Raw genomic sequence first — 20,235 nt, forward strand, 5'->3', positions numbered from 1 at the left:
TATGGAACATTATGGCTACTTCATCAATTTTTTTGGATTTTAGTTTACTTAAAAATAATGCCCATTTTCGCGCTATCTTTATTGCCCGTATGTTATCTGTCTTTGCATTAGGGATGCTGACGGTTGGTGTGCCTGTCCAAATGCAGTTTCTGACAGGATCTACCTTACAGGTCGGGATTGTGGTGGCACTGGATGGCGTTGGTATGTTCATCGGGTTAATCTTGGGTGGAATACTGGCTGATCGTTATGATAGACGTAAACTTATTTTGTTTGCCCGTGGCACCTGTGGTCTCGGTTTTGTCGCTCTGAGTGTTAACGCATTTCTAGACTCTCCGTCCCTGTATATGCTCTATTTTCTTTCTGTTTGGGATGGTTTTTTTGGTGCATTGGGGATGACGGCATTAATGGCAGCCATCCCCAATTTAGTCGGGCGGGAGAATCTGGCGGCGGCAGGGGCCTTGAGCATGATTACTGTTCGCATCGGTGCCATTATTTCACCGGCATTGGCAGGGATTATTATTGTTGTTGGTGGACCAGGATGGAACTTTGCCGTGGCAGCCATCGGTACATTAGCCACGTTGTTACCCCTGATGAGGCTCCCTGAAATGAAGCCTCAACCAAGTAAGCAGGAGCATCCAATCAGTGCATTGATAAGCGGAGTGAAATTTGTTTGTCAGCATAAAATTGTGGGCAGTGTCATATTGGTAGGGATGATGATCAGTATCGCGGGAGCCGTGCGTATCCTGTTTCCTGCCTTATCTCAGGAAGTTTACCACCAAGGGCCGTCAGCAACGGGGTTGATGTATTCCGCTGTTCCCTTGGGAGCCATGCTCGGCGCCTTTACCAGCGGCTGGATAGGACGCAGTACCCGACCTGGTGTTCTGCTTGTTATATGTGCCCTGTGTTCCTTTATCACGTTATCCCTGCTAGGGATCGTGACCAATATCATTCTGGCATTACTTGTGTTGGTTTGTTATGGATATTTGAATGCATTTGCATCCTTACTGCAATTTACCCTTGTTCAGAGTCATACACCGGATCATTTACTGGGGCGAGTGAACAGTTTTGTCACTGCTCAAGATGTTACCGGCGATTCTTTGGGAGCATTGGGATTAGGTTTTATGGGCCGTTTGTTATCTCCGGTAATCACTGTTTTTTCGTTTGGAACTTTTGCTGCAATTACCTGCTTGTTGCTTGCAGCAGTAGTAAAACCTTTACGTCATTCTACCCTGCGTGACAGAGAAACAAGCACCTTAGAACAAAGGCTGCAGCAAGATGATAATTAATTGAAACCAGGGTTATACCAATCGCCTTTCAAGATGCGTCTTATATCTCCCCGCAATGCGGGGAGATATAAACAATTACATTGAGTTGCAATTTACGACACGATATGAAACCTGATTTCTCCCCGCTAAGCGGGGAGAAATCACACGCATCTTGAAGTTAGATTGGTATAACGGAAATGCAGAACTATTTCAATGTATCAAAATAACACCATAACAAAGAAGGTTATGGTTAGGTTAAAGTTTATTAATATAAAGGTTAATTAAATATGGCATTTTATGATGAGTGTTGGTGGTATAAATCGTGTAGGTAATAGCTTTGATTAAACCTGCTTTCTTTTGATAACAATCTAAAAATCAGCACGCCTTTTTTAGTCTTTCCCTGCTTTTTAGACAACTATCACTTTGATGGTTTCAAGCTGCCTACACAATAAAAAACAGAAGAGCTGGCATCTTTGCAAATCAACAATGGATGGTGACTAAAATGAATAAAAGCGACAGAAGACCTTGGAACACGCTGACTTCCACACGTTTATCAGTCAAAACCCAACCACGAGTGCTTTATCACGCTATAGCTTGCTGTTTGGCTGCGGCCAGCGCAGGCGCCTATGCCGAAAATTATGTTGAAAAAGGACGGATTGGCGATCCTGCCAGTTGGCGTTCCAGTGAGTTTTCCGGCCAATGGGGGCTTGGTGCGATTCACGCTGATGAAGCCTATGCCAGAGGCTATACCGGTAAAGGGATTAAATTAGGCATATTTGATCAGGCAGTTTATGCCAAGCATCCTGAGTTTATGGGAAAAGATAAAGTCATCAACTTAAAGACTTCTGGGATACGTGAATATACTGATCCCTATATTCCGGTGAAGAAAGGTGATTCATTTACTTATGATGGCACGCCGTCCGTGGATAGGTACGGGAGGCTAGGAACACATGGTGTCCATGTGGCTGGCATAGCGGCGGCTAACCGAGATGGCAGAGAGATGCATGGCGTGGCCTATAACGCCCAAATACTCACTGCGGATAACGGTGATCCTGGCCCTGAAGATGGCATTATCTTGGGCAATGATGGTGGTGTTTACCTGGCGGGTTGGAATGCACTGAGAGACAGCGGCGCTCGTATCATTAACAATAGCTGGGGGATTGGTATTGATCGGGAGCTTGAGAGGGGTGGGAAAGATCCAAACGCAGCCCATTTTACCCTGGCTGAAGCTCAGATGCAGTTTGATGAAATCAAACCGATTTTGGGTACAAAACCTGGTGGGGCATATCAGGGGGCAATTGATGCTGCCCGTAGCGGCATTGTGACAATTTTTGCTGCTGGCAACAGTAATAACTACAGTAATCCAGATGCTATTGCGGGCTTGGCTTGGTTTGTGCCTGAGATTGCACCAAACTGGTTGACCGTCGCGAGCTTGCAACAAAATCCAAATAGTTCCAATAGCGTGCCTTATACCATCAGCGATTTTTCCTCCCGCTGTGGCTATACTGCCAGTTTTTGTGTCAGCGCACCGGGTAGTTGGATATATAGCTCAGTTATTAAGGGAACAGGGATAGACAATATTACCACGGGCTATGACAGCTATAGAGGGACCTCAATGGCCGCGCCACATGCTGGTGGTAGTATTGCGGTATTGATGGAACGTTTCCCCTATATGACCGGCGATCAAGTCGCTTCTGTGCTTCGTACGACGGCTACTGATCTAGGGGAAAAGGGCATTGACGAGCTTTACGGCTGGGGATTGATCAACCTCGGTAAAGCAATAAATGGTCCTGGCATGTTCTATACCGCAGAAGATATTCCTGAAAAATTCCGCATTCCAGATCCTGACGGAGTCGCTTACGGTAAGGGACAGTTTATTGCTGATATTCCGGGTGTTGGTGCCGTGCTCGATAAGGGTAAACCGACTGAACGCGTCTGTGATGCTGGTCAGTGCGCCCAGGATCAATGGAGCAATGATATCAGTGGTCATGGTGGATTAACCAAACAAGGCAGAGGTGCACTGACTCTCAGTGGTCAGAATACCTATTCTGGCCCAACACTGGTCAAACAGGGATTACTGGACGTTAGCGGTAGTGTCTCTTCCAGCGTTGCAGTAATGGAAAGTGGCACACTTGGTGGGAATGGTACGGTGGGAGCGCTCAATGTGCAGCGTGGCGGTACGGTAGCACCAGGTAACTCTATAGGGACGCTTAAGGTTGCTAAAAAAATTACCTTTGAACCTGGTTCTTATTACGCTGTTGAAATCGCTTCCGATGGGCGCAGTGACAAAATTCAGGTTGAAGAAAGTGCACAGCTCAATGGCGGAAAGGTTAGTGTTTCCCTTGAGAATACGGCCAACTTACTTTCGTTTGAAGATGTGCGAAGCCTGAGTGGTCAGCAATATACTATTCTTAGTGCGAAGCAGAATATCAATGGTCGCTTTGATGGTGTTGTCCCGATTTATCTCTTCCTTGGCACTGGATTGTCTTATCAACCTGGTGAAATCAATCTCCATGTTGGACGTAATGAGACGGCTTTTGTCGATTTTGCTAAGACACAAAATGAACGTGCAGTGGCTGCTGCCGCGGATACACTTGGGATGGGGAATCCGGTTTACGAAAGTATCTTAACCAGTCGTTCTGCGGAGCAAGCCCGCTCTGCGTTCCGTCAGCTTGATGGGCAAATTCACGCTGATATCGCGTCTCAGTTGGTTAATGACAGCCGTTATTTACGTGATACCTTGAATTCTCGTTTGAGTCAGGCTGAAGGCCGTTCATCTTCGCCCGATATTCATGGAGACAATAACGGTGCGTGGGTTCGGCTGCTTGGTGCATGGAGCCACGCTTCTGGAACAGCGAATGCGACGGGCTATCAGGCTTCAAACTATGGTTTATTCCTTGGTGCGGATGCGCTTATTGATGAATATAGCCGTTTTGGTATCGCAACGGGTTACACCCGTACTTCCCTTGATGGCGCTAACAATGCGACTGCTGACAGTAATAACTATCACCTTGCTCTTTATGGTGACCGCCAATTTGGTGACTTTGTGTTGCGCGCCAATAGCGGGTTCACGTGGCACCGTATTGATACCAAACGCTTTATCAGTTATGGCAGTCAGCGTGATAGTGAGAATGCCAAGTACAGTGGGCGAACAACACAATTATCCGCTGAACTTGCTTACCTTCTGCCGACAGGGGTTGTGAATTTGGAGCCGTTCATTAACCTGGCTTACGTCAATTTCCGCAATGAAGGTATTAACGAAGATGGGGTTGCTGCTGCACTTCACGGTAACAGCCAACATACTGAAGCAACGCTCTCTACATTGGGATTGCGTGCCAATCATAGCTGGCAGGCTGCATGGGGTTCTGCAATTACCCTAAATGGAGAATTAGGCTGGCAGCATCAATACGGTGAGCGTGAACGAGCAACCGGTTTAGCGTTCCGTGACAGCAACACAACCTTTGTGACTCGCAGTGTACCTGCTTCTCGTGATGGCATGGTGCTGAAAGCGAATGCGGAGGTGAGTGCAAGTAATAACGTTTCATTCACTCTTGGCTATAGTGGGTTGCTCTCCAGCCGTCATCAGGACAATAGTATGAATATCGGTTTTAGATGGCAATTCTGATGACAGCTGGAATGTATACGCATTAAACTTCAAGTTGCAATTTACGATACGAAACCTGATTTCTCCCCGCGAAGCGGGGAGAAATCACACGTATTTTGAAGTTAGATTGGTATAGGTATTGGTGCAAAAAGATCCCCCCAAAATAGGGTTGTTGTTTTCAAAAGGCAGCACACGGCCTGTCAGCTCGATTGCTGAAGTTGTGTGGCTGGCGATTCAAGCGGCTTCTAAAAAATGGCCGAGCTAAGATTAGCGTCTTGCGATAGGGCGTTAAATATGCTCAACGAACTCTTATCTGCTATTGCTTCAGGTTATAACGAAGATAATATCTTTGATGTTGCCACTATCATTCTGTATCTTGCGAATATCAGTGAATATGATGCTTATCACTGACTGTTAAATCAGAATCCAGTTTCGCCAATGGAAATTCAAGAGGTTGTGATAGTTACTATTACATTTGCAATTATTTTTACAACAATAAGTTAACAATTATTATGACATACCGTTTATCATCTAAAGATATTTGGGCATTGGGCTTGATGACCTTTGCCCTATTCGTCGGGACAGGAAATATCATCCTGCCAATGGTTGACCTGCAGGCGGGTGAGCATGTTTGGGGTGCTGTTGCTGGTTTTTTGCATACAGCTATGGAGCCAGATACATATGCTAACACTGTATTTATTCGGGGGTTAGCATGAGTCAACAATGGACATCCCGTCTGGGGCACATATTAGCAGCAACCGGATCTGCGGTTGGCATTGGTGCCATCTGGAAATTCTCGTATGTTTCAGCAACAAATGGTGGCGGAGCATTTCTGGTTGTATTTTTATTGTTTAGCTTTGTTATTGGATTAGCCGTTCTGTTAGCTGAAAACATGCTGGGAAGCAGTACGGGTGAAGTGGCCGTTAATGCGTTTAAAAAATTACTTGGTAAACATTGGGGATGGGTTGGCCTTATCGGTGTATTCAGTTCATGGTGTATCTATAGCTTTTACAGTGTTGTCGGTGGTTGGACCATAGGCTACACGGTGATGGCAAGTACAGGAAAATTGAACATTACAGAAGTCTCTCAACTGACATCTATTTTCACCAATTTCATCAGCAATCCATGGTGGCCGATAATCGCGCATCTGGCATTTTCAGGGTTAACCTGCTTCGTGGTATTATCTGGCGTGCAAAAAGGTTTAGAAAAATCAGTTAAGGTCATGATGCCACTGTTATTCTTGATCATGATAGTGTTAATTATTGTTGGCATCCGTTTACCAGGCTCATCAGAAGGTCTAAAACTATTCTTATATCCAGACTTCAATAGCTTGACCGGAAAAGGTGTTTTAGATGCATTGGGATTGGCATTTTTTTCGTTGTCTATTGGGTTAGGTATCCACATTACGTACAGCTCTTATTTGCCTAATAACAAAGGCATCGGTAAATCGAGTATCTGGGTTGTCAGCCTCTCCTGCCTGGTTTGCGTATTGGCTGGCCTGATGATTTTTCCGGCTTTAGCAGCTGCTGGCTTAAAACCCAATGCAGGGCCTGGCTTAACGTTTATGACAATGCCGATTTATTTTGCCAGCCTTCCGGGTGGCTCAATCTTGGCAGTGACTTTCTTTTTATTGTTATTAATGGCGGCACTGACCTCAGCAATTTCATTACTTGAGCACATTGTTGCCTATTGTCAATCGCGCTTTAAATGGTCACGACGTAAAGCAAGTTTAAGAGTGACGGCATCGATTATGTTAATGGGTATCCCTGTTTCCTTATCTTTTGGACCTCTAAGTGATATTACATTAGGTGGAAAAACCATCTTCGACATGCTGGACTTTATTACTTCCAATGTTCTCATGCCATTATTTGGAATTATTATTTGCCTCGTATTTGGCTGGTCAAGTAAGGTCAATGCATTAATACCGGATAATATGTCATTGCGGAAACGTCAGTGTTTGCGGTTTATATGGCGATATGTCGGACCTTTATGTATCGGGGTAATTTTGGTACACGGACTGATTTGATTATATTAAGTATCATATTCATTTATTTGATAGATACGCATTACCTTTCAAGTTGCTCATTATAAGACAACATAACTCATTGTTTCTCCCCGCCACGCGGGGAGAAACAATATCCATTTTGAAGTGAGTTGGGTAGCGAATGATGCTGCTATATTGTAACATTGTTACAATTTAGGTAAAAATTTAAACGGGCGAGTTTATCTACCAAAACCGCCCGTTAGTTATCGTCAAAATGCCTCGAATCAATTTTAATCCCTTAACGCACTCAAATGTTTGATGGGAAATTTCATATGGAGTTTATACGTATTAAACTACAACACCATATGAAACGTGATTTCTCCCCCGCGAATCGGGGAGAAATCACACGCATCTTGAAGTTAGGTTGGTATAGATTTATATAATGAATGTCTGACTAATCAAGATAATAATAACTAATTAGCCAAGTTAAATTAATTACCTTGCTATCACAATCTTACCATTAATAATGGATAAATAAGGGCTATAAGTTGCAGTATCACCGGTGATTTTATTGTCTAACAATATAGGTGAGCGACCGAAAGCTCCTTCTTCAAGACGGAATAAACGACCATCTTTATAGCTGACTAATTTAAAATTTTTCCATTCAGGTTTTATTCTTACAGTGTAATCACCGCTATTAAGCATTTCTTCAAAATCCATTGAATCAAAGAACATTCTTGGATTGCTACTATTATCTGCAATAGCCCATTCTTCCCAGGCAGGTTTACTCATGCGCCATATTTTATCCAAATCCTTTTGAACAAATGAGAGAATTATTTCCTGATAAAAAGATTTTATAATTGGCAAATCTTTTTCTGTCACTGGTTGAGCTTTTGTCCACATCCACTCTGGCAAGCCATTAATCGAATAGATTTTCTTGGCAGAAAATAAACCTTTTTCTAATGGGAGTGAGGACATACCAGTAAAATCAAAGCCCGCCTTCTCATTAGATATATTCTTGAGTGATTCTTCAGTGACTGGATTGCCATCTTTATCAACGACTAATTTAATGCGACTAATAACGTCATCATTTTCCCCATAAGCTGACACTTTTTTTAATGTTGCTTCACATCGAGATTCAGGCATAAGTTCTTCTTCAAAAGATCGACTGCCAAATAGTAACTCTATAGTATTAGATCCATTTTCTAAAAAAGCGGTTGAATTTATGCCGCTGGATTGAATTCCATAGGGAGCATCTGAATTTTCCATGGCAATCATACCATTAATACGTACCACACAGAGGCTTTGGTTTGTATTGAATGAAAGTAAATATTTATATTCCATATCTGTTTTTCCTAGTACAGATGTGCTGAATAACACGTTAGAAAAAAAATACTACCCCAAAGAAATCCGATAGGACGATTTATCTTTAGAAAGTGGTTTTTGAAATACCCATTCATTTCCTACTCCTTTTTTTCTTTCTATATTTGTAGTTGATTTAAATTCGCCATTACGAGACTTTTTCTTTCCCACACCAAAAGCAAAACTCAAATCTACCATTGCCTTAATTCCGTCATGATAAAACACCAAATCCAGGCTCTTGGGTTTTGATTCTAGCGCTGCCAGTAATTTTGCTTCTGCCTTAGCCGTCGCATCGACATAACCATAGATAGCATAGTAGCTTACTCCACCGCGAATATTAGTTTCAGCTTTAATACCGAATCCAGTTTCTAATACACTATCTTTTTTGAAAGACCAGTCTCCTTTTTTATCTGATTCCCAGCCAAATTTAACATTCAACTCTCCGGTTAAGATGAGATCCAATTGTGCACCTATATATGCTCCATTCTCACCTTTTTTGACTTTTTCTTCGTGGAGTTGTCCTGCTTCACGAAGTGAGGAAAGTACTCTTTCAACCTTAAAATAAGCCGCTACTATTTGAAGGACATCAACGCGTAGTTCCAGGCCAATTAAAGGAGCTGCCACTATTTCCGCTCCAAATTTGGAATATAGTTGAAAGTTATTATCGTGAGAAAGTTCATGTTCACCATGAATCTTAATCGAAGGGTAGATAAGATCCATTTTTAATATTTTGAACTTATCACTATCATGCCCGACTGACAAAACATTCGTTATTTTGCCAACGCCTTGTACAAATGATTCTATTGGCTTTATCTCATTTTTATTCTTCTTAAATTCTTTTTGTAGAGTCTGTGTCCACGTACGACTGGCTGACCCCTTTTGAAGTTTAATTGTTCCTTCTACAGTTAATGCATTTGTTACTTGATAGCGCGTCGTGTTTTGAGTCCAGCCACGATGCCTTCTATGCCCTAATCCTTGTTCTCTGTTAACCTGAGTTTGTTGTCTTCTCCTTTGTTGATCAGTGAATTCTTCAATATCTTTTTTAGCTTTAAAAATTAGATCGATTTCCTGTTTTTCTTTAGTCACTAAATAAATATTGGAATTAAGAACCGTTTTCTCGCCCAATACCATGAATAGCATTTTTTCTATGCCAGAATATTCCTTCTTTACTAATGGTTTTCCTGAGCATTCATCGACTCTGATAGCATAATGCTGTTTTTTGATATTGGTATGAAAATCTTTTTTTAGAAAACGTGCTAGAACTGAGAATGGTCCTTGTTCAATCTCTAAGAAGTCTTGATTTGATTTGTGGTAAATTAGTTTTCCTTTATAAGGCTTTTTAGGCGAAAATTGCGCAATGGAGTGGTGTTTTTCATCAAATAAATTGCCAATTGGGCAATCTGGGTTATGTGAAATACAGCCTTTACTGATTGAACTTAATTCAACTGATACCTTCGGTTTTTCTTCCTTCGGTAATTCATTTACATATTCAAAGGTTGTTAGTGGCGCATCAAGTACATAGAAAAAATGTTGTGGAAACCAAGACTGTTTATAACTGATAGTCTTATCGCCTAATTTGATATCAATTTTGTGGGTACAATCATCCGGGTTGTCACAACCACATACTGCCGAACCTGCCTTTGTTGACGTCATTTTTTATCTCCTTATCCAATAGTGACGCTGCCACCACCAATCACGACACCGCCACAATCAACCGCATCCCCCGTTCTGGCGGCCGGTTTTCCTTCAATAAACACGGAACCGGAACCCCCAGCAATTGCCCGTGAGTGTGACGAATGAGAAGCTAATGCATCTCCCTGTCGGGCAAGATAAGCCCCATCAACTTTCACTGTCCTGGCTCCGGTAATAACGGGAGTGGCTGAACAATCACCGTGCTCTGTGCCGATATCGCCAATTTTAACTGCATTACCCATCTTGTTTTTCCCCTGTTGATTAAAGAGGTACTTGGCCCAACTCTTGAATTAATAGACTTTCCGCCCGCATATGCCCCGGCTGACTGTATTCGGTTAATTGGGCATATATAGCTGCTGGCAGGTCATCGATGGTTAAATAATGTCGGGTGATAAAGAGCTGGAGTAATCCACGGACATTGCGATCATCCGTGATGCCGTTTTGACTGAACCAGTCAAAAAATTGCCGGGCGCATTCCTTCGTATCGATATGTGGAATAAAATCAAAAGGCGCTTTATCCAGCCATTCAGGGATCAATCCGGCTAATTTTTCGATATAACGCGCTGTGAAAATAGCCTGTATCTTTTCCAACTGAATGTCTGTGATAGCTAACATTTTGCGCTTGCTGGTTGCGCCAATCGGAAAAGGCGCCCTGATTTTGGCAAAGTTATCGGTGCGCTCTTCTTCAAGATAAAGTGTCGTGATCCGCGTGATTGGCCCCAAAAAGCAATGCAGTTCCCAGTCACTCAGGACACCGATAAAATCCCAGATATTGCGCGGATCATAAAAGCGGAAAAAGACCGGTTTTTCCTGTTGGGGAAGCAGCACTTGCAGGTATTTGCGTAAATGCTGGCGCACGGTTTTCATATCCGCGTCGCTGTGGACGAAAATCCCCCACGGGGTTTGACGACACTCCAACCAGATTTTGACCTCCTCAGTGACCTGTACCAGATAAGGGGCGATTTCAACCAGTTCAGGCTGGAGTGGCTCGCCATAAAGACAGGCGGAAGGGGGATCATAACGTTCCAGCATCAAAAACAGATCGTGTTCTGCCGCACCATCAATAATGGCGTAGAGTTTTTCCTGACTCATTCCTGCTTCTCCTTTTCTTTCATGGGACAATGGGCGACAAACATTGAACCTTCGCTTGCTGCGGCCAGCAGGATGGCAGGATTAGCAGGTGCCAGTAAATCGCCGGGGCTACCGCCAGAGTTCAGGTTAATAGCCGCGCCTTTGATATCAATACCGCCTGCATGAAGCACAATAAAGTTCCCGCCGACATTTAATGTGATTTTGCTGCCACTTTGCAAAGTGAGATCGCCCTGCGCATCCATACTGACAACCCCCTGAATTTTTTCCGCCAGATCGCCTTTGAGCTGTAACGAACGGTCACCGTCAATCTGCTCAATATAGTTACCCGTAGTTTTATGATCCTGTTGACCTTCTACGGTCACCTTGCGGTTATTGGCTATCACCAGTTCATCGTCATGACCAATACTGGTTGTGCGGTCATAGTTAATGCGTTCTCCGCGTGAATTGCGCACCTGAATGGCGAGGTTTTTCTGAGCGTGAATAAAGACCTCTTCGCGATCTTTTTCATCCTCAAAGCGCAATTCATTAAACCCTTCGCCTTTGTGGGTTTTCGAACGGATCGACATCTGGGTTTTCGCCATCGGCAAACGGTTTGGTGGAATGTTGTTGGCATGATAAGCCCGACCGACAATAATTGGCTGATCAGGATCACCATGAATAAAATCCACTAAAACCTCATGACCAATACGAGGAATGGCAATCACTCCCATGAGTTGACCGGCCCATGCCTGACTGACACGCACCCAGCAGGAGCTCTGATCGTTAAATGCACCGTATCTGTCCCAGTCAAACTGGATCCGTACACGTCCGTGCTCATCACAAAATATTTCTTCGCCTTCTGGCCCGACGACCGTGGCAATATGCGGGCCTTCCATTTTGGGTTTGGGGTAGGGCGAAGGGCGATAAGAATTTTTCCGGGTGGTGAAAGTAAATTGATTAGATAACCATGTACCGCTATCACCGGAATGGGTTTCATCTGCTTGTGGCTGACGGCCGGAATGGGTAATTTGAATGAGCTGCCATTGATCATTGAAAGCCTCTTTGGGGTGATCCGTCACGTCAACCAATTGCCCCGGCCACATAGCAAAACAGTCACCGCGCCCGTAACCAAGTTGCGTATCCCGGCGCAGGTATTCCAGACGATACTGACTTGCCCGTTGCCCCAGGTCATCATCTTTATAGCGGCTGGGAAAATCGTAATAGTGGTAGCTGTTCAGTATGCGCTGATTTGAAAGATTACGCCCTTCATACCAGAATTCCCGATTCCAGCGTGGGTTCTTAAACGTTCTATCTTTAGTGGTGATATTGGCGACGCCAACCTGTTCTGACCAGCTAAGTTGCTGGATACAGGTTGTTGCGCCAGTCACATCGGCTTCCGGGCGGTAAGGAACCGTGATGACCTGATTAAGAGACAGACAGGAATCGTGAAACATGATGCGCTGTTCGTGCTGAACCTGATCGAAAATAAAATAGTAAAAAATACCTTCATCGGCCAGTAAGCGCTGGATAAAAGCGAGATCGCTTTCATCGTACTGAACACAAAATTCCCGTGGCGGATGTTTATAACCCAATGCGAAGAAATAGTTTCGTATACCATTTTCCCTGAGCAGTGTTTCCACAATATCCATAACGGACTGATTTTGGAAAATCCGGCTATTCACCCGTAATGAGGCGCGCCATAAAGGAGACTGAATAGTGATATGGTAATGGCTGGTATGACGTCCGCTAGAAAGCTGCGAAAACTGCGTGACCATCCCCGTTATTTGCCGTTCAACCTGGCCGTTGCGATGCACGGCAAAAGCCGCATTTCTGTCGAGGACATCGGCAAAATTAATTTCAGGCGTTTTACAGGTTAGTGTGGCTTCTAGCCGAAAGGGAGTTGATAGCGCTTCATTCAGAGAAAAATCGACAACAGCGAAAGTTTGTTCAGGTAAATTTTCCGTAATCAATGTGAATAGCAAACCTGAGCGATCACGTAATTGATTGATTTTATCCATTACCCTGCTCATTTGTACTCTCCATAATATTTTGGTGTATCAATCCTTAGTTAATATTGGTGAAAATAATTTAGTAATAAAATTACTATTGCATATTTTGGGTACATTACGGAGCAGAATATAATAGAACTATTTATAAATACAACCGCGGATAAAAATACATCAGGAAAATTGTGATTGATATCTACTGTTAAATAAAATCAATTAATTGCGTCATTTAAATTTCACGGATTACAACGGATTAAAATCACATTAATGTGTTATGCTTGTTTTCTCTGTGTTATTGGGCTAATACATTTTCAGGTTTAGCTAATTTGGCAACGTGTCTGACGACGAAATACTGGAATAATGCGTAGGTTGCCCCCATTGACGCGAGGAACGTACCGATCTGAAACGAACTGAGTTTGTGGACTATTATTTTTCATGATAATTTATTGATAATAAAATGAATTAATGTAATGCCATCAGTTAAAATCAACCATGTGACAACCCCATAAATAAGTTGATAAAAATCCATAGCAAATAAAAATATAACTATTGCACTTTTTACGTTGTATTAACTAATGTTGTAATACCCTCCATTTTACTCAAAGAAAGTGGGGTGGAATATATCTGACGAAATCACTCCCATAGAAAGAAAATAAATTAACAAAATAAATAATATAGAGGAAAATTTATTTTTCGTGTAAATTTAATCAATTGATATATACGCATTAAACTTCAATAGTGACGCAATCGTAGAAAAAGCGAAACAACAAGACATGCAAGTTCAGATCCCCAGTCGGAAAAATCGAAAGGTTGTCAGAGAATACGACCGTGAACTTTACCGACTCTGTCATTTGATTAAAAATGTTTTTCTTCATCTTAAACGCTGGCGTGGTATAGCGACGCGCTATGCCAAAAATAGCGCGTCTTTTCTTATGGCTTTAGCCAGTTTAAGATGCGTTAGCTTCTTAAACATAAAACCACCCGCTATGCGGGTGGAGTTCAAGGGTTATACCAAGAAAAACACCTTTCCGTTACGATATAGATGTTCAAGCTAATATCCGTAACTTAAATAAGGAAAGGTGTTTATGGGAATTAAAGCACAAAGCTCAGCGCATACAAAGTGGCTGTGTAAATACCATATCGTCTTTTCGCCGAAATATAGACGAAAAGTCATCTTCAATAGTATCCGTTCAAGTATAGGTGAGATTCTACGAAACCTTTGTAAGTACAAAGGAGTCGAAATAATCGAAGGGCATTTAATGCCAGATCATGTTCATATGCTGGTGAGTATCCCCCCGAAAATAAGTGTTTCCAGTTTTATGGGGTACTTAAAAGGTAAAAGCTCGTTGATGATATTTGATAAACATGCCAATTTAAAATACAAATTTGGCAAGCGGAAGTTTTGGTCGGAAGGATACTAGGTCAGCACAGTGGGGCTGAATGAAGCCACAATCCGTAACTATATCAGAGAGCAAGAAAAGTCAGATTTACTTCAAGATAAATTAAGTACACGAGAGTATAACGACCCCTTCAAGGGGTAAGCCAAAGAAGCAAAGACACTTAGCTTGAACGAAGAGAAAGCCGCGTCATTTAGGCGCAGTCGGTAACATGCCCTTATAGGGCTAGAGCAAACCACCCGCTATGCGGGTGGTTATGATTGCTGCAGTACAAATTTGTTGCCTTGTTCTTTGGCTGAAAATCTCATGACGATAATATCTAAAGAGTTCTGTCTCTTTTTTTCTATTCACTGTTAACTTTTTGCGCAAAAAACAATCAGCGCCTTTCCGTTTTTACTCACTTCCTTAATGCGACAGAACTTTTTTATTTCTCTAGGAAAACATCACCTGCTTGTCGCCTTGGTAACGCCATGACGAGCTCAAGAATGGCTATCGCGGCGAGCGTAGTGATAAATAGGGATTTCCCTGCTTCAACTAATATCCAACCGCCTATCATTGGAAATCCAAATATCCCTATAAAGTAGGAAACAACGAACCAAGTAAGAGCTGCATGGCGATTCTCAAGGGAAGATTCGTTTATAGCCCAAGTTTGGATAACAGGATATACCAATCCATACCCCAAACCTGTTAAAATAGCTGCTGCAATCTGAAAGGTTGAATGAATAGGTATACCTAACAAAGATAAAATGCCCAGAATTAAAAATGACATAAGTGTGATGACAAGTGGAATACGAGGCACAGTTGATAAATAGTGGGCCAACAGAAGCCGTGATATAACCACAGTTATCACATGAACAGCAAAAAATGTACTGGCACTTGAGTTTGTTCCTTCCACTATTGAACTCTGAAATGACATTATACCAGAGAACACGCAGCCTCCTAACCCTACCATAATAATCGGACGGATTGCACTCGTAACCGCAATCTTCGATATATTCTTTATCCAAGGTCTTAATGATAATTCCCGTTGATTCTGCGGCTCTCTAAACCCAAATGTCATTAAAAATAGCGATGCAACAATAGCTACAATACCAACAAGAAGAAATGCTGTTAGGATAGGTATTTTTACTTGTTCAACAATGATGGAGAGTACAATTGGGCTACCACAAATTCCTGCCATCTGGAAAGCACTAAAACGCGTAAACCAGTATCCTCTATCTGCATCAGAAATACGTTCAGACAACGCCATTGGTCCACTAATATAGAATATACCCCAACCAAGACCAATCAAAAAAGCTCCTATACGTGGCATGTAACTCAGATCACTACCGGAACTACTGAGAAGAAAATAACCACACGACACTGATAAAGCCGCTAAGGCTGCGAAACGCGATGCTTCCAGCCTCCCAGCAAACCATCCAACCAAAGGAACACCAATCAACGTGCCGATTAAAGCCACACTCAATGTTATTCCTGTGTCAATATCACTCCCTCCTTGTGACCGGAAATATTCAGAAATTAAGAAAGTAGCTCCATACCCACCTGCAGTAAATGTGGTGCCGAAGAGGAGAAAAAGTGCTGACGTTGTTCGCATGAATCAAATCCTATCACCAATATCATTAAGTATTGAATGCCTTTGGAACCATAGATCTCAGTTTACTTATCGCTTCTTTCAAATGGAGGCAAACATAGCGTATTTCGTCTTCATTGTTAAATCTACCCAAACCGAAACGGACACTGGATTGAGCTTGCTCATTACTGAGGCCTATTGCTTTTAGAACATGCGATGGAGCCCTATTAGCAGATGTACATGCAGATCCGGAAGACAATGCAATATTAGAAAGCTCAAGCAAAAGTGAGTCTGCATCTATTCCCTCAAATGATACATTCAGTAACCCCGGAAGACATTCGGTTAGATGACTGTTTATCCGAATACCATCCATATTTTCGATAATATATTGTCGCAGTAAATTCCTTAAATGACGTAATCTTTGTGACTCATCAGGTAAGCTTTGAACAGAAAGCTCAACTGCGCGGCCAAATCCCACTATTCCTGGCACATTTAGAGTACCAGAGCGCAGACCCCGTTCATGTCCACCACCAACTATGAGGGGAGATAAAGCAATATTCTTATCGTGTGAGTTGATATAAAGTGCACCAATACCTTTGGGACCATATATTTTATGTGCAGAAAATGAGGCCAGGCTAATATTCATACGTTGTACATCAAACTCTATTTTTCCAAGCGCTTGTGTAGCATCGGTATGAAAAAATATATCGTGCTCTTTACAGATGGCACCTATTTCCTCAATTTTTTGTAATGAACCAATTTCATTATTTGCCGACATAATAGAAACAAGATAAGTATCATCTCTCAATGCGTTATATATTGAAGCAGGGGAGACAACACCGTCACTTTGTGGTTGTACATAGGTTACGTCTATTCCCATTGATTCAAGTTTGGCGCAACAGTCAAGAACGGCCTTGTGCTCAATCATGGATGTGATGATATGCCCTTTTTTATTTTTGTGCTGAAGAGTTGTGATGGCAAGATTAATCGACTCGGTTGAGCCAGATGTAAATATAATATCCGATGGTCTTACCGCATTGATTGATGAGGAAATTAATTTCCTTGCATGATCAACAGCCTCTCTAGCTTTCCAGCCAAAAGTGTGGCTGATACTAGATGCATTGCCATACTCATGGGTAAGATAAGGCATCATAGATTGAAGCACCTCAGGATCTAATGCGGTTGTAGCATTATTATCTAAATATATTAATTTTTTTAATGTTTTCATGATGTCTTACATTTGTAATGTAAAAATGGAATTATCTTCTTATATTTTTAAAATAATTAGGCAATTGTTATATCACCTTGGCTTACATCACCAGTTTCGCTAACGAGATTAAGACGAATAGCACTGGAAACACCTAACATATGGCTAAGTTGAAGCCCGCGAACATATGCTAGTGCTCTAGACCACACACAATCTTCAAAAAACACTTCCAGGAGTGTATCTGTATTACCACCTGCTGCTTTCTCAAAATATTCTTTTGTAATAGCTGCACAAGTGAGTTTTTCAGTTGGCTCTTCATAAGAAACATCAGACATTGATGGTTTGGAATCTGAGGTACTTTTGGAAACCATTCGTTGCTTGAGTTTTTCGGGTATTTCCTCGGAGGCAAGAATGTGAACTAAGTGCTGTCTCGCTGAATCTTCGTGAATAACTCGTATTTCACTCAGTGGTATTTGATATTTTTCAGCTACAGGTAAAAAAACATTTACAATCGAGGCGTGGAGTTGGCTCAAACGAGGATTTCTTTTTTGAGAATTGGAGAGATTATCCGTCAAGAATTGTAGACGAAATATTCCACGGTGATCGAAGGCTATAGATATTCTTGGTAATTGGCCACATTTATCTTGGATTTTTTTAGCTAATAGAAGAGCTGCTTCAAAGGCTTTCAGTTGTGCTTCGACAACTATTTTATCCTTTTGATCAAGATAAACACGTGAATTACCAGCGAGTATACTGATATTAGTTTCTTGTATATTTGTATTCATTAACTATTCGTCCATCATATGTAATTATTAATCCACGCAGGTGAAGATAGCATATGAAAAATTCATCAAGCAATTTATTAACTAAAAAAGTATAAGCTAGATCAAAATATTTTAAGTTAGAATTAGAGTATATGTCAAAATCCATTTTTTTGTTTTTTAAATAGTAATAATAATCATGCTTTTGATATTCACCACTCTGGTGAATCTTTGCTTCAGAGGATATATTTTCATGTGAAATAATATAACCTCAAATCTATTTATTAATTGTTATTTTAATAAATAATTTCATTGCTTATAATTTAGCAATCTTGGGTTCATCAGTGAGTGAACTTGTATATACTAAAAAATAAAAACTGTTGTTTTAGTGTAAAGAAGCATTCTTTTCTAGGATTATCATAAAGTATCCTAAAAAATACAAACTCACGAAAATGGTACCAACTGATGCGCTCATATCGAGATCTAACCAAAATAATTCTTAAAATTAGTGTTGAATAACGATTCAAACAACACTGACACGCTGCGTTTGTCTTCTCAGCATTATCGTGTTTGCTCTGTTCATCAATGGCTTTGATTGGGGCTAAAAGCTGGCTGATGCGTAATGTGATAATATTGCGTGCGCCGATATCAGCCTTTAGCCGCTTAATTAACCCAGCGCACAAAGACTTGTTCGACGGAATTTTCACTACCCTAGAGACAGGTCTAAGCAAATTGGGAGAAAGTGCTGCTGCACAAACCCAGGTAGCGATGGATCTCATTCACCTGATTGATGATATTCCGATGAAAGGCAAGCATGCTTATGATGTGCTTGGTTTTATCTACGAATACTTAATCAACCTCAGCTTCGTTTAAGAATAGCGACCTCAGTATCTCGTAAATTCAAGCTCGGTTTTTTAGGCTGGAATGTGTAAGAATAAGACCAGCGGCGATTTCCAGCAGAAAACCGAGCTGACTGCGATGCCTTGAATGCTCTATCTGGGAAATATTTTTGAGCTGGTCGACGACCGTTTTTATCAAAAATCGCCGTCTTAACATCAGCCTATCCCAGAGAGATAACGCTTTGGCCTTCATGTTACTCCGGACATGGGTGACTATAGCTGACTAATCTGGGGAAATTATTCATAACATATTGTTTTACATGTTCAATATAAAACGTTTTAAAATCACGATAATGGCTCATAGGGAATAAAATGAGGATCATCATGACTTCACTGAGAGAAAGGGAAGCGTTTCGGTACCGTTTACGTAATCCATTTTTCATGAGCTGCTGATGCCAGAGAGGGATAAATTTTGGGCAAAAGTCATCGACGTCGCAGTAAAGTTCTTCTAAATTATACATGCCTGAGGAGCTCCACGATTTTGTTTTCTTTAGCAAAAACTTTGATCGTGCCTCAGACACTTTAGTTCCCTTCTTAAGCGGAGCTCAGGTTAAATAAAGGCCTCCGCCATCGGCAAGTTTGTAGGTTTTTTCTTTGGGTTTTGCAGTTTCGATTTGTCGTGCGTTTAGTTTCATTATTAAGGGCATTCTTTCAATCGAATGGTAAGTGCCCCGAATTATGCCCTTCGCTGCATCTTGATTGCAACAGACGAAACTAGACGTAATAATAAGAAAGGGTGTTGATTTTGTTGGGTTTGAAAGAAATTGTTTGACTGGGTTGGACTTCACTGGAAGTTGAAGTGGTGCCCGGACTCGGAATCGAACCACCGACACGGGGATTTTCAATCCCCGTGTCGGTGGTTCGATTCCGCCTCCGGCACCAAGATTTTAAAGCTAATTTGTTGAATATTATCAGATAATTAACAAATAAGTTAAAATTTATGGCTGTTAAGAAAATGTTAAACAATTGGTATCCTGATTTGCATACTCAATGTTTAAAAAGCCAAATAAAGAATACAGGGTGCCTGCGTTTGCAAGCACTCTTTTTTCGTTCGAGGTAAAGAGTTCAGTAATTGATTCTGATGTCAAGTGAGGTGTAAACTTCGCGGGATACCAGTCCGGTATCAATTATCTTTTTATACCATCTATGTTGATGCAGGGCAGTTCAATCCATTCCATCCTCCTAAACCCTGATTGAAACGCGCCCTGTTTTTTTTCTGAGCCCCCTGCTTTACACCGACAGATCCAGATATATCGCCAGCTCGCTTTCCAGCGTTTTACCCGCGATTTCCATATCAATGTCAATGTATTCCATCGTGGTCGCCAGACTGCGGTGCCCCAACAGGCTTCTGACCAGTTGCAGGTTACGGTCGGGGGCTTTCATCAGCTCCGTTGCCAGGGTATGACCAGGGCGCGAG

12 protein-coding genes, 1 tRNA gene and 5 pseudogenes are annotated in these 20,235 nt (G+C 41.8%); 8 read left to right on the forward strand and 10 right to left on the reverse strand.

Annotation, left to right across the window (positions count from 1 at the left end; translation table 11 throughout):
* The first annotated feature begins 11 nt into the window (after nt 1–11).
* From entS to WDV75_RS02600, 4 genes and pseudogenes are all read left to right on the forward strand, one after another.
* Nucleotides 12–1,286, forward strand: a complete 1,275-nt coding sequence (entS, locus tag WDV75_RS02585; RefSeq protein ID WP_273557877.1) for an enterobactin transporter EntS — start codon at nt 12–14, stop codon at nt 1,284–1,286.
* 481 nt (nt 1,287–1,767) lie between these two features.
* Entirely contained in the window at nt 1,768–4,890 is a 3,123-nt protein-coding gene (locus WDV75_RS02590; RefSeq protein WP_273557878.1) for an autotransporter outer membrane beta-barrel domain-containing protein, read from the forward strand.
* A gap of 491 nt (nt 4,891–5,381) precedes the next feature.
* Nucleotides 5,382–5,537 (forward strand): annotated as a pseudogene (locus tag WDV75_RS02595) (branched-chain amino acid transport system II carrier protein); the annotation flags it as partial.
* Nucleotides 5,538–5,581: 44 nt separating this feature from the next.
* The gene (locus WDV75_RS02600; RefSeq protein ID WP_189759886.1) at nt 5,582–6,895 is read left to right on the forward strand and encodes a sodium-dependent transporter; all 1,314 of its coding nucleotides are present in this window, start codon (nt 5,582–5,584) and stop codon (nt 6,893–6,895) included.
* Between the two features lie 453 nt (nt 6,896–7,348).
* Here WDV75_RS02600 and WDV75_RS02605 read toward each other — a convergent pair whose 3' ends face one another.
* The 5 genes from WDV75_RS02605 to tssI are packed head-to-tail and all read right to left on the reverse strand — an operon-like array spanning nt 7,349 to nt 12,996.
* Nucleotides 7,349–8,197, reverse strand: coding sequence for a hypothetical protein (locus tag WDV75_RS02605; protein ID WP_273557879.1), 849 nt, complete (start codon nt 8,195–8,197; stop codon nt 7,349–7,351).
* Nucleotides 8,198–8,248: 51 nt separating this feature from the next.
* Nucleotides 8,249–9,868, reverse strand: a complete 1,620-nt coding sequence (locus WDV75_RS02610) for a hypothetical protein (protein WP_273557880.1) — start codon at nt 9,866–9,868, stop codon at nt 8,249–8,251.
* 11 nt (nt 9,869–9,879) lie between these two features.
* Complete coding sequence (locus WDV75_RS02615; protein WP_273557881.1) at nt 9,880–10,149, reverse strand: PAAR domain-containing protein; 270 nt, start codon at nt 10,147–10,149, stop codon at nt 9,880–9,882.
* A gap of 19 nt (nt 10,150–10,168) precedes the next feature.
* Nucleotides 10,169–10,999: a DUF4123 domain-containing protein gene (locus WDV75_RS02620; protein ID WP_273557882.1), complete on the reverse strand. Its 831-nt coding sequence runs from the start codon at nt 10,997–10,999 to the stop codon at nt 10,169–10,171.
* The gene (gene tssI, locus WDV75_RS02625; protein ID WP_273557883.1) at nt 10,996–12,996 is read right to left on the reverse strand and encodes a type VI secretion system tip protein TssI/VgrG; all 2,001 of its coding nucleotides are present in this window, start codon (nt 12,994–12,996) and stop codon (nt 10,996–10,998) included. Before tssI ends, WDV75_RS02620 begins: the two co-directional genes overlap by 4 nt.
* A gap of 719 nt (nt 12,997–13,715) precedes the next feature.
* On the opposite strand from tssI, the pseudogene WDV75_RS02630 reads away from it, so the two are divergent.
* Nucleotides 13,716–13,946, forward strand: a pseudogene (locus tag WDV75_RS02630) (IS5/IS1182 family transposase); the annotation flags it as partial.
* 123 nt (nt 13,947–14,069) lie between these two features.
* A pseudogene (gene tnpA, locus WDV75_RS02635) lies at nt 14,070–14,525 on the forward strand (IS200/IS605 family transposase).
* 280 nt (nt 14,526–14,805) lie between these two features.
* Here tnpA and WDV75_RS02640 read toward each other — a convergent pair.
* From WDV75_RS02640 to WDV75_RS02650, 3 genes are read right to left on the reverse strand one after another with little or no spacing between them, the layout of a single operon-like run.
* On the reverse strand, nt 14,806–15,975 hold the full coding sequence (locus tag WDV75_RS02640; protein WP_273557884.1) for an MFS transporter: 1,170 nt from the start codon (nt 15,973–15,975) through the stop codon (nt 14,806–14,808).
* A gap of 25 nt (nt 15,976–16,000) precedes the next feature.
* Nucleotides 16,001–17,179, reverse strand: coding sequence for a cysteine desulfurase family protein (locus tag WDV75_RS02645; RefSeq protein ID WP_273557885.1), 1,179 nt, complete (start codon nt 17,177–17,179; stop codon nt 16,001–16,003).
* Between the two features lie 56 nt (nt 17,180–17,235).
* A complete protein-coding gene (locus WDV75_RS02650; RefSeq protein WP_273557886.1) occupies nt 17,236–17,943 on the reverse strand; it encodes a hypothetical protein in 708 nt (235 codons plus the stop codon).
* Between the two features lie 561 nt (nt 17,944–18,504).
* Between WDV75_RS02650 and WDV75_RS02655 the strand changes: the two genes are divergently transcribed.
* Complete coding sequence (locus WDV75_RS02655; protein ID WP_273557887.1) at nt 18,505–18,792, forward strand: hypothetical protein; 288 nt, start codon at nt 18,505–18,507, stop codon at nt 18,790–18,792.
* Here the strand turns inward: WDV75_RS02655 and WDV75_RS02660 are convergent.
* A pseudogene (locus WDV75_RS02660) lies at nt 18,779–19,279 on the reverse strand (transposase). The gene WDV75_RS02655 and the pseudogene WDV75_RS02660 sit on opposite strands and share 14 nt — an antisense overlap.
* A gap of 309 nt (nt 19,280–19,588) precedes the next feature.
* Here WDV75_RS02660 and WDV75_RS02665 point away from each other — a divergent pair.
* A tRNA-Pro gene (locus WDV75_RS02665) sits at nt 19,589–19,700 on the forward strand.
* 348 nt (nt 19,701–20,048) lie between these two features.
* On the opposite strand, the pseudogene WDV75_RS02670 reads toward WDV75_RS02665, so the two are convergent.
* Nucleotides 20,049–20,222: pseudogene (locus WDV75_RS02670) on the reverse strand (site-specific integrase); the annotation flags it as partial.
* Nucleotides 20,223–20,235 lie beyond the last annotated feature (13 nt).

It is taken from the genome of Xenorhabdus griffiniae, from assembly GCF_037265215.1.
Classification (GTDB): Bacteria; Pseudomonadota; Gammaproteobacteria; order Enterobacterales; family Enterobacteriaceae; genus Xenorhabdus; species Xenorhabdus griffiniae.

Coding starts and splice junctions, on each gene's coding strand:
- entS (WP_273557877.1), top strand. CDS start 12: ATGGCTACTTCATCAATTTTTTTGGATTTTAGTTTACTTAAAAATAAT.
- WDV75_RS02590 (WP_273557878.1), top strand. CDS start 1,768: ATGAATAAAAGCGACAGAAGACCTTGGAACACGCTGACTTCCACACGT.
- WDV75_RS02600 (WP_189759886.1), top strand. CDS start 5,582: ATGAGTCAACAATGGACATCCCGTCTGGGGCACATATTAGCAGCAACC.
- WDV75_RS02605 (WP_273557879.1), bottom strand. CDS start 8,197: ATGGAATATAAATATTTACTTTCATTCAATACAAACCAAAGCCTCTGT.
- WDV75_RS02610 (WP_273557880.1), bottom strand. CDS start 9,868: ATGACGTCAACAAAGGCAGGTTCGGCAGTATGTGGTTGTGACAACCCG.
- WDV75_RS02615 (WP_273557881.1), bottom strand. CDS start 10,149: ATGGGTAATGCAGTTAAAATTGGCGATATCGGCACAGAGCACGGTGAT.
- WDV75_RS02620 (WP_273557882.1), bottom strand. CDS start 10,999: ATGAGTCAGGAAAAACTCTACGCCATTATTGATGGTGCGGCAGAACAC.
- tssI (WP_273557883.1), bottom strand. CDS start 12,996: ATGGATAAAATCAATCAATTACGTGATCGCTCAGGTTTGCTATTCACA.
- WDV75_RS02640 (WP_273557884.1), bottom strand. CDS start 15,975: ATGCGAACAACGTCAGCACTTTTTCTCCTCTTCGGCACCACATTTACT.
- WDV75_RS02645 (WP_273557885.1), bottom strand. CDS start 17,179: ATGAAAACATTAAAAAAATTAATATATTTAGATAATAATGCTACAACC.
- WDV75_RS02650 (WP_273557886.1), bottom strand. CDS start 17,943: ATGAATACAAATATACAAGAAACTAATATCAGTATACTCGCTGGTAAT.
- WDV75_RS02655 (WP_273557887.1), top strand. CDS start 18,505: ATGGCTTTGATTGGGGCTAAAAGCTGGCTGATGCGTAATGTGATAATA.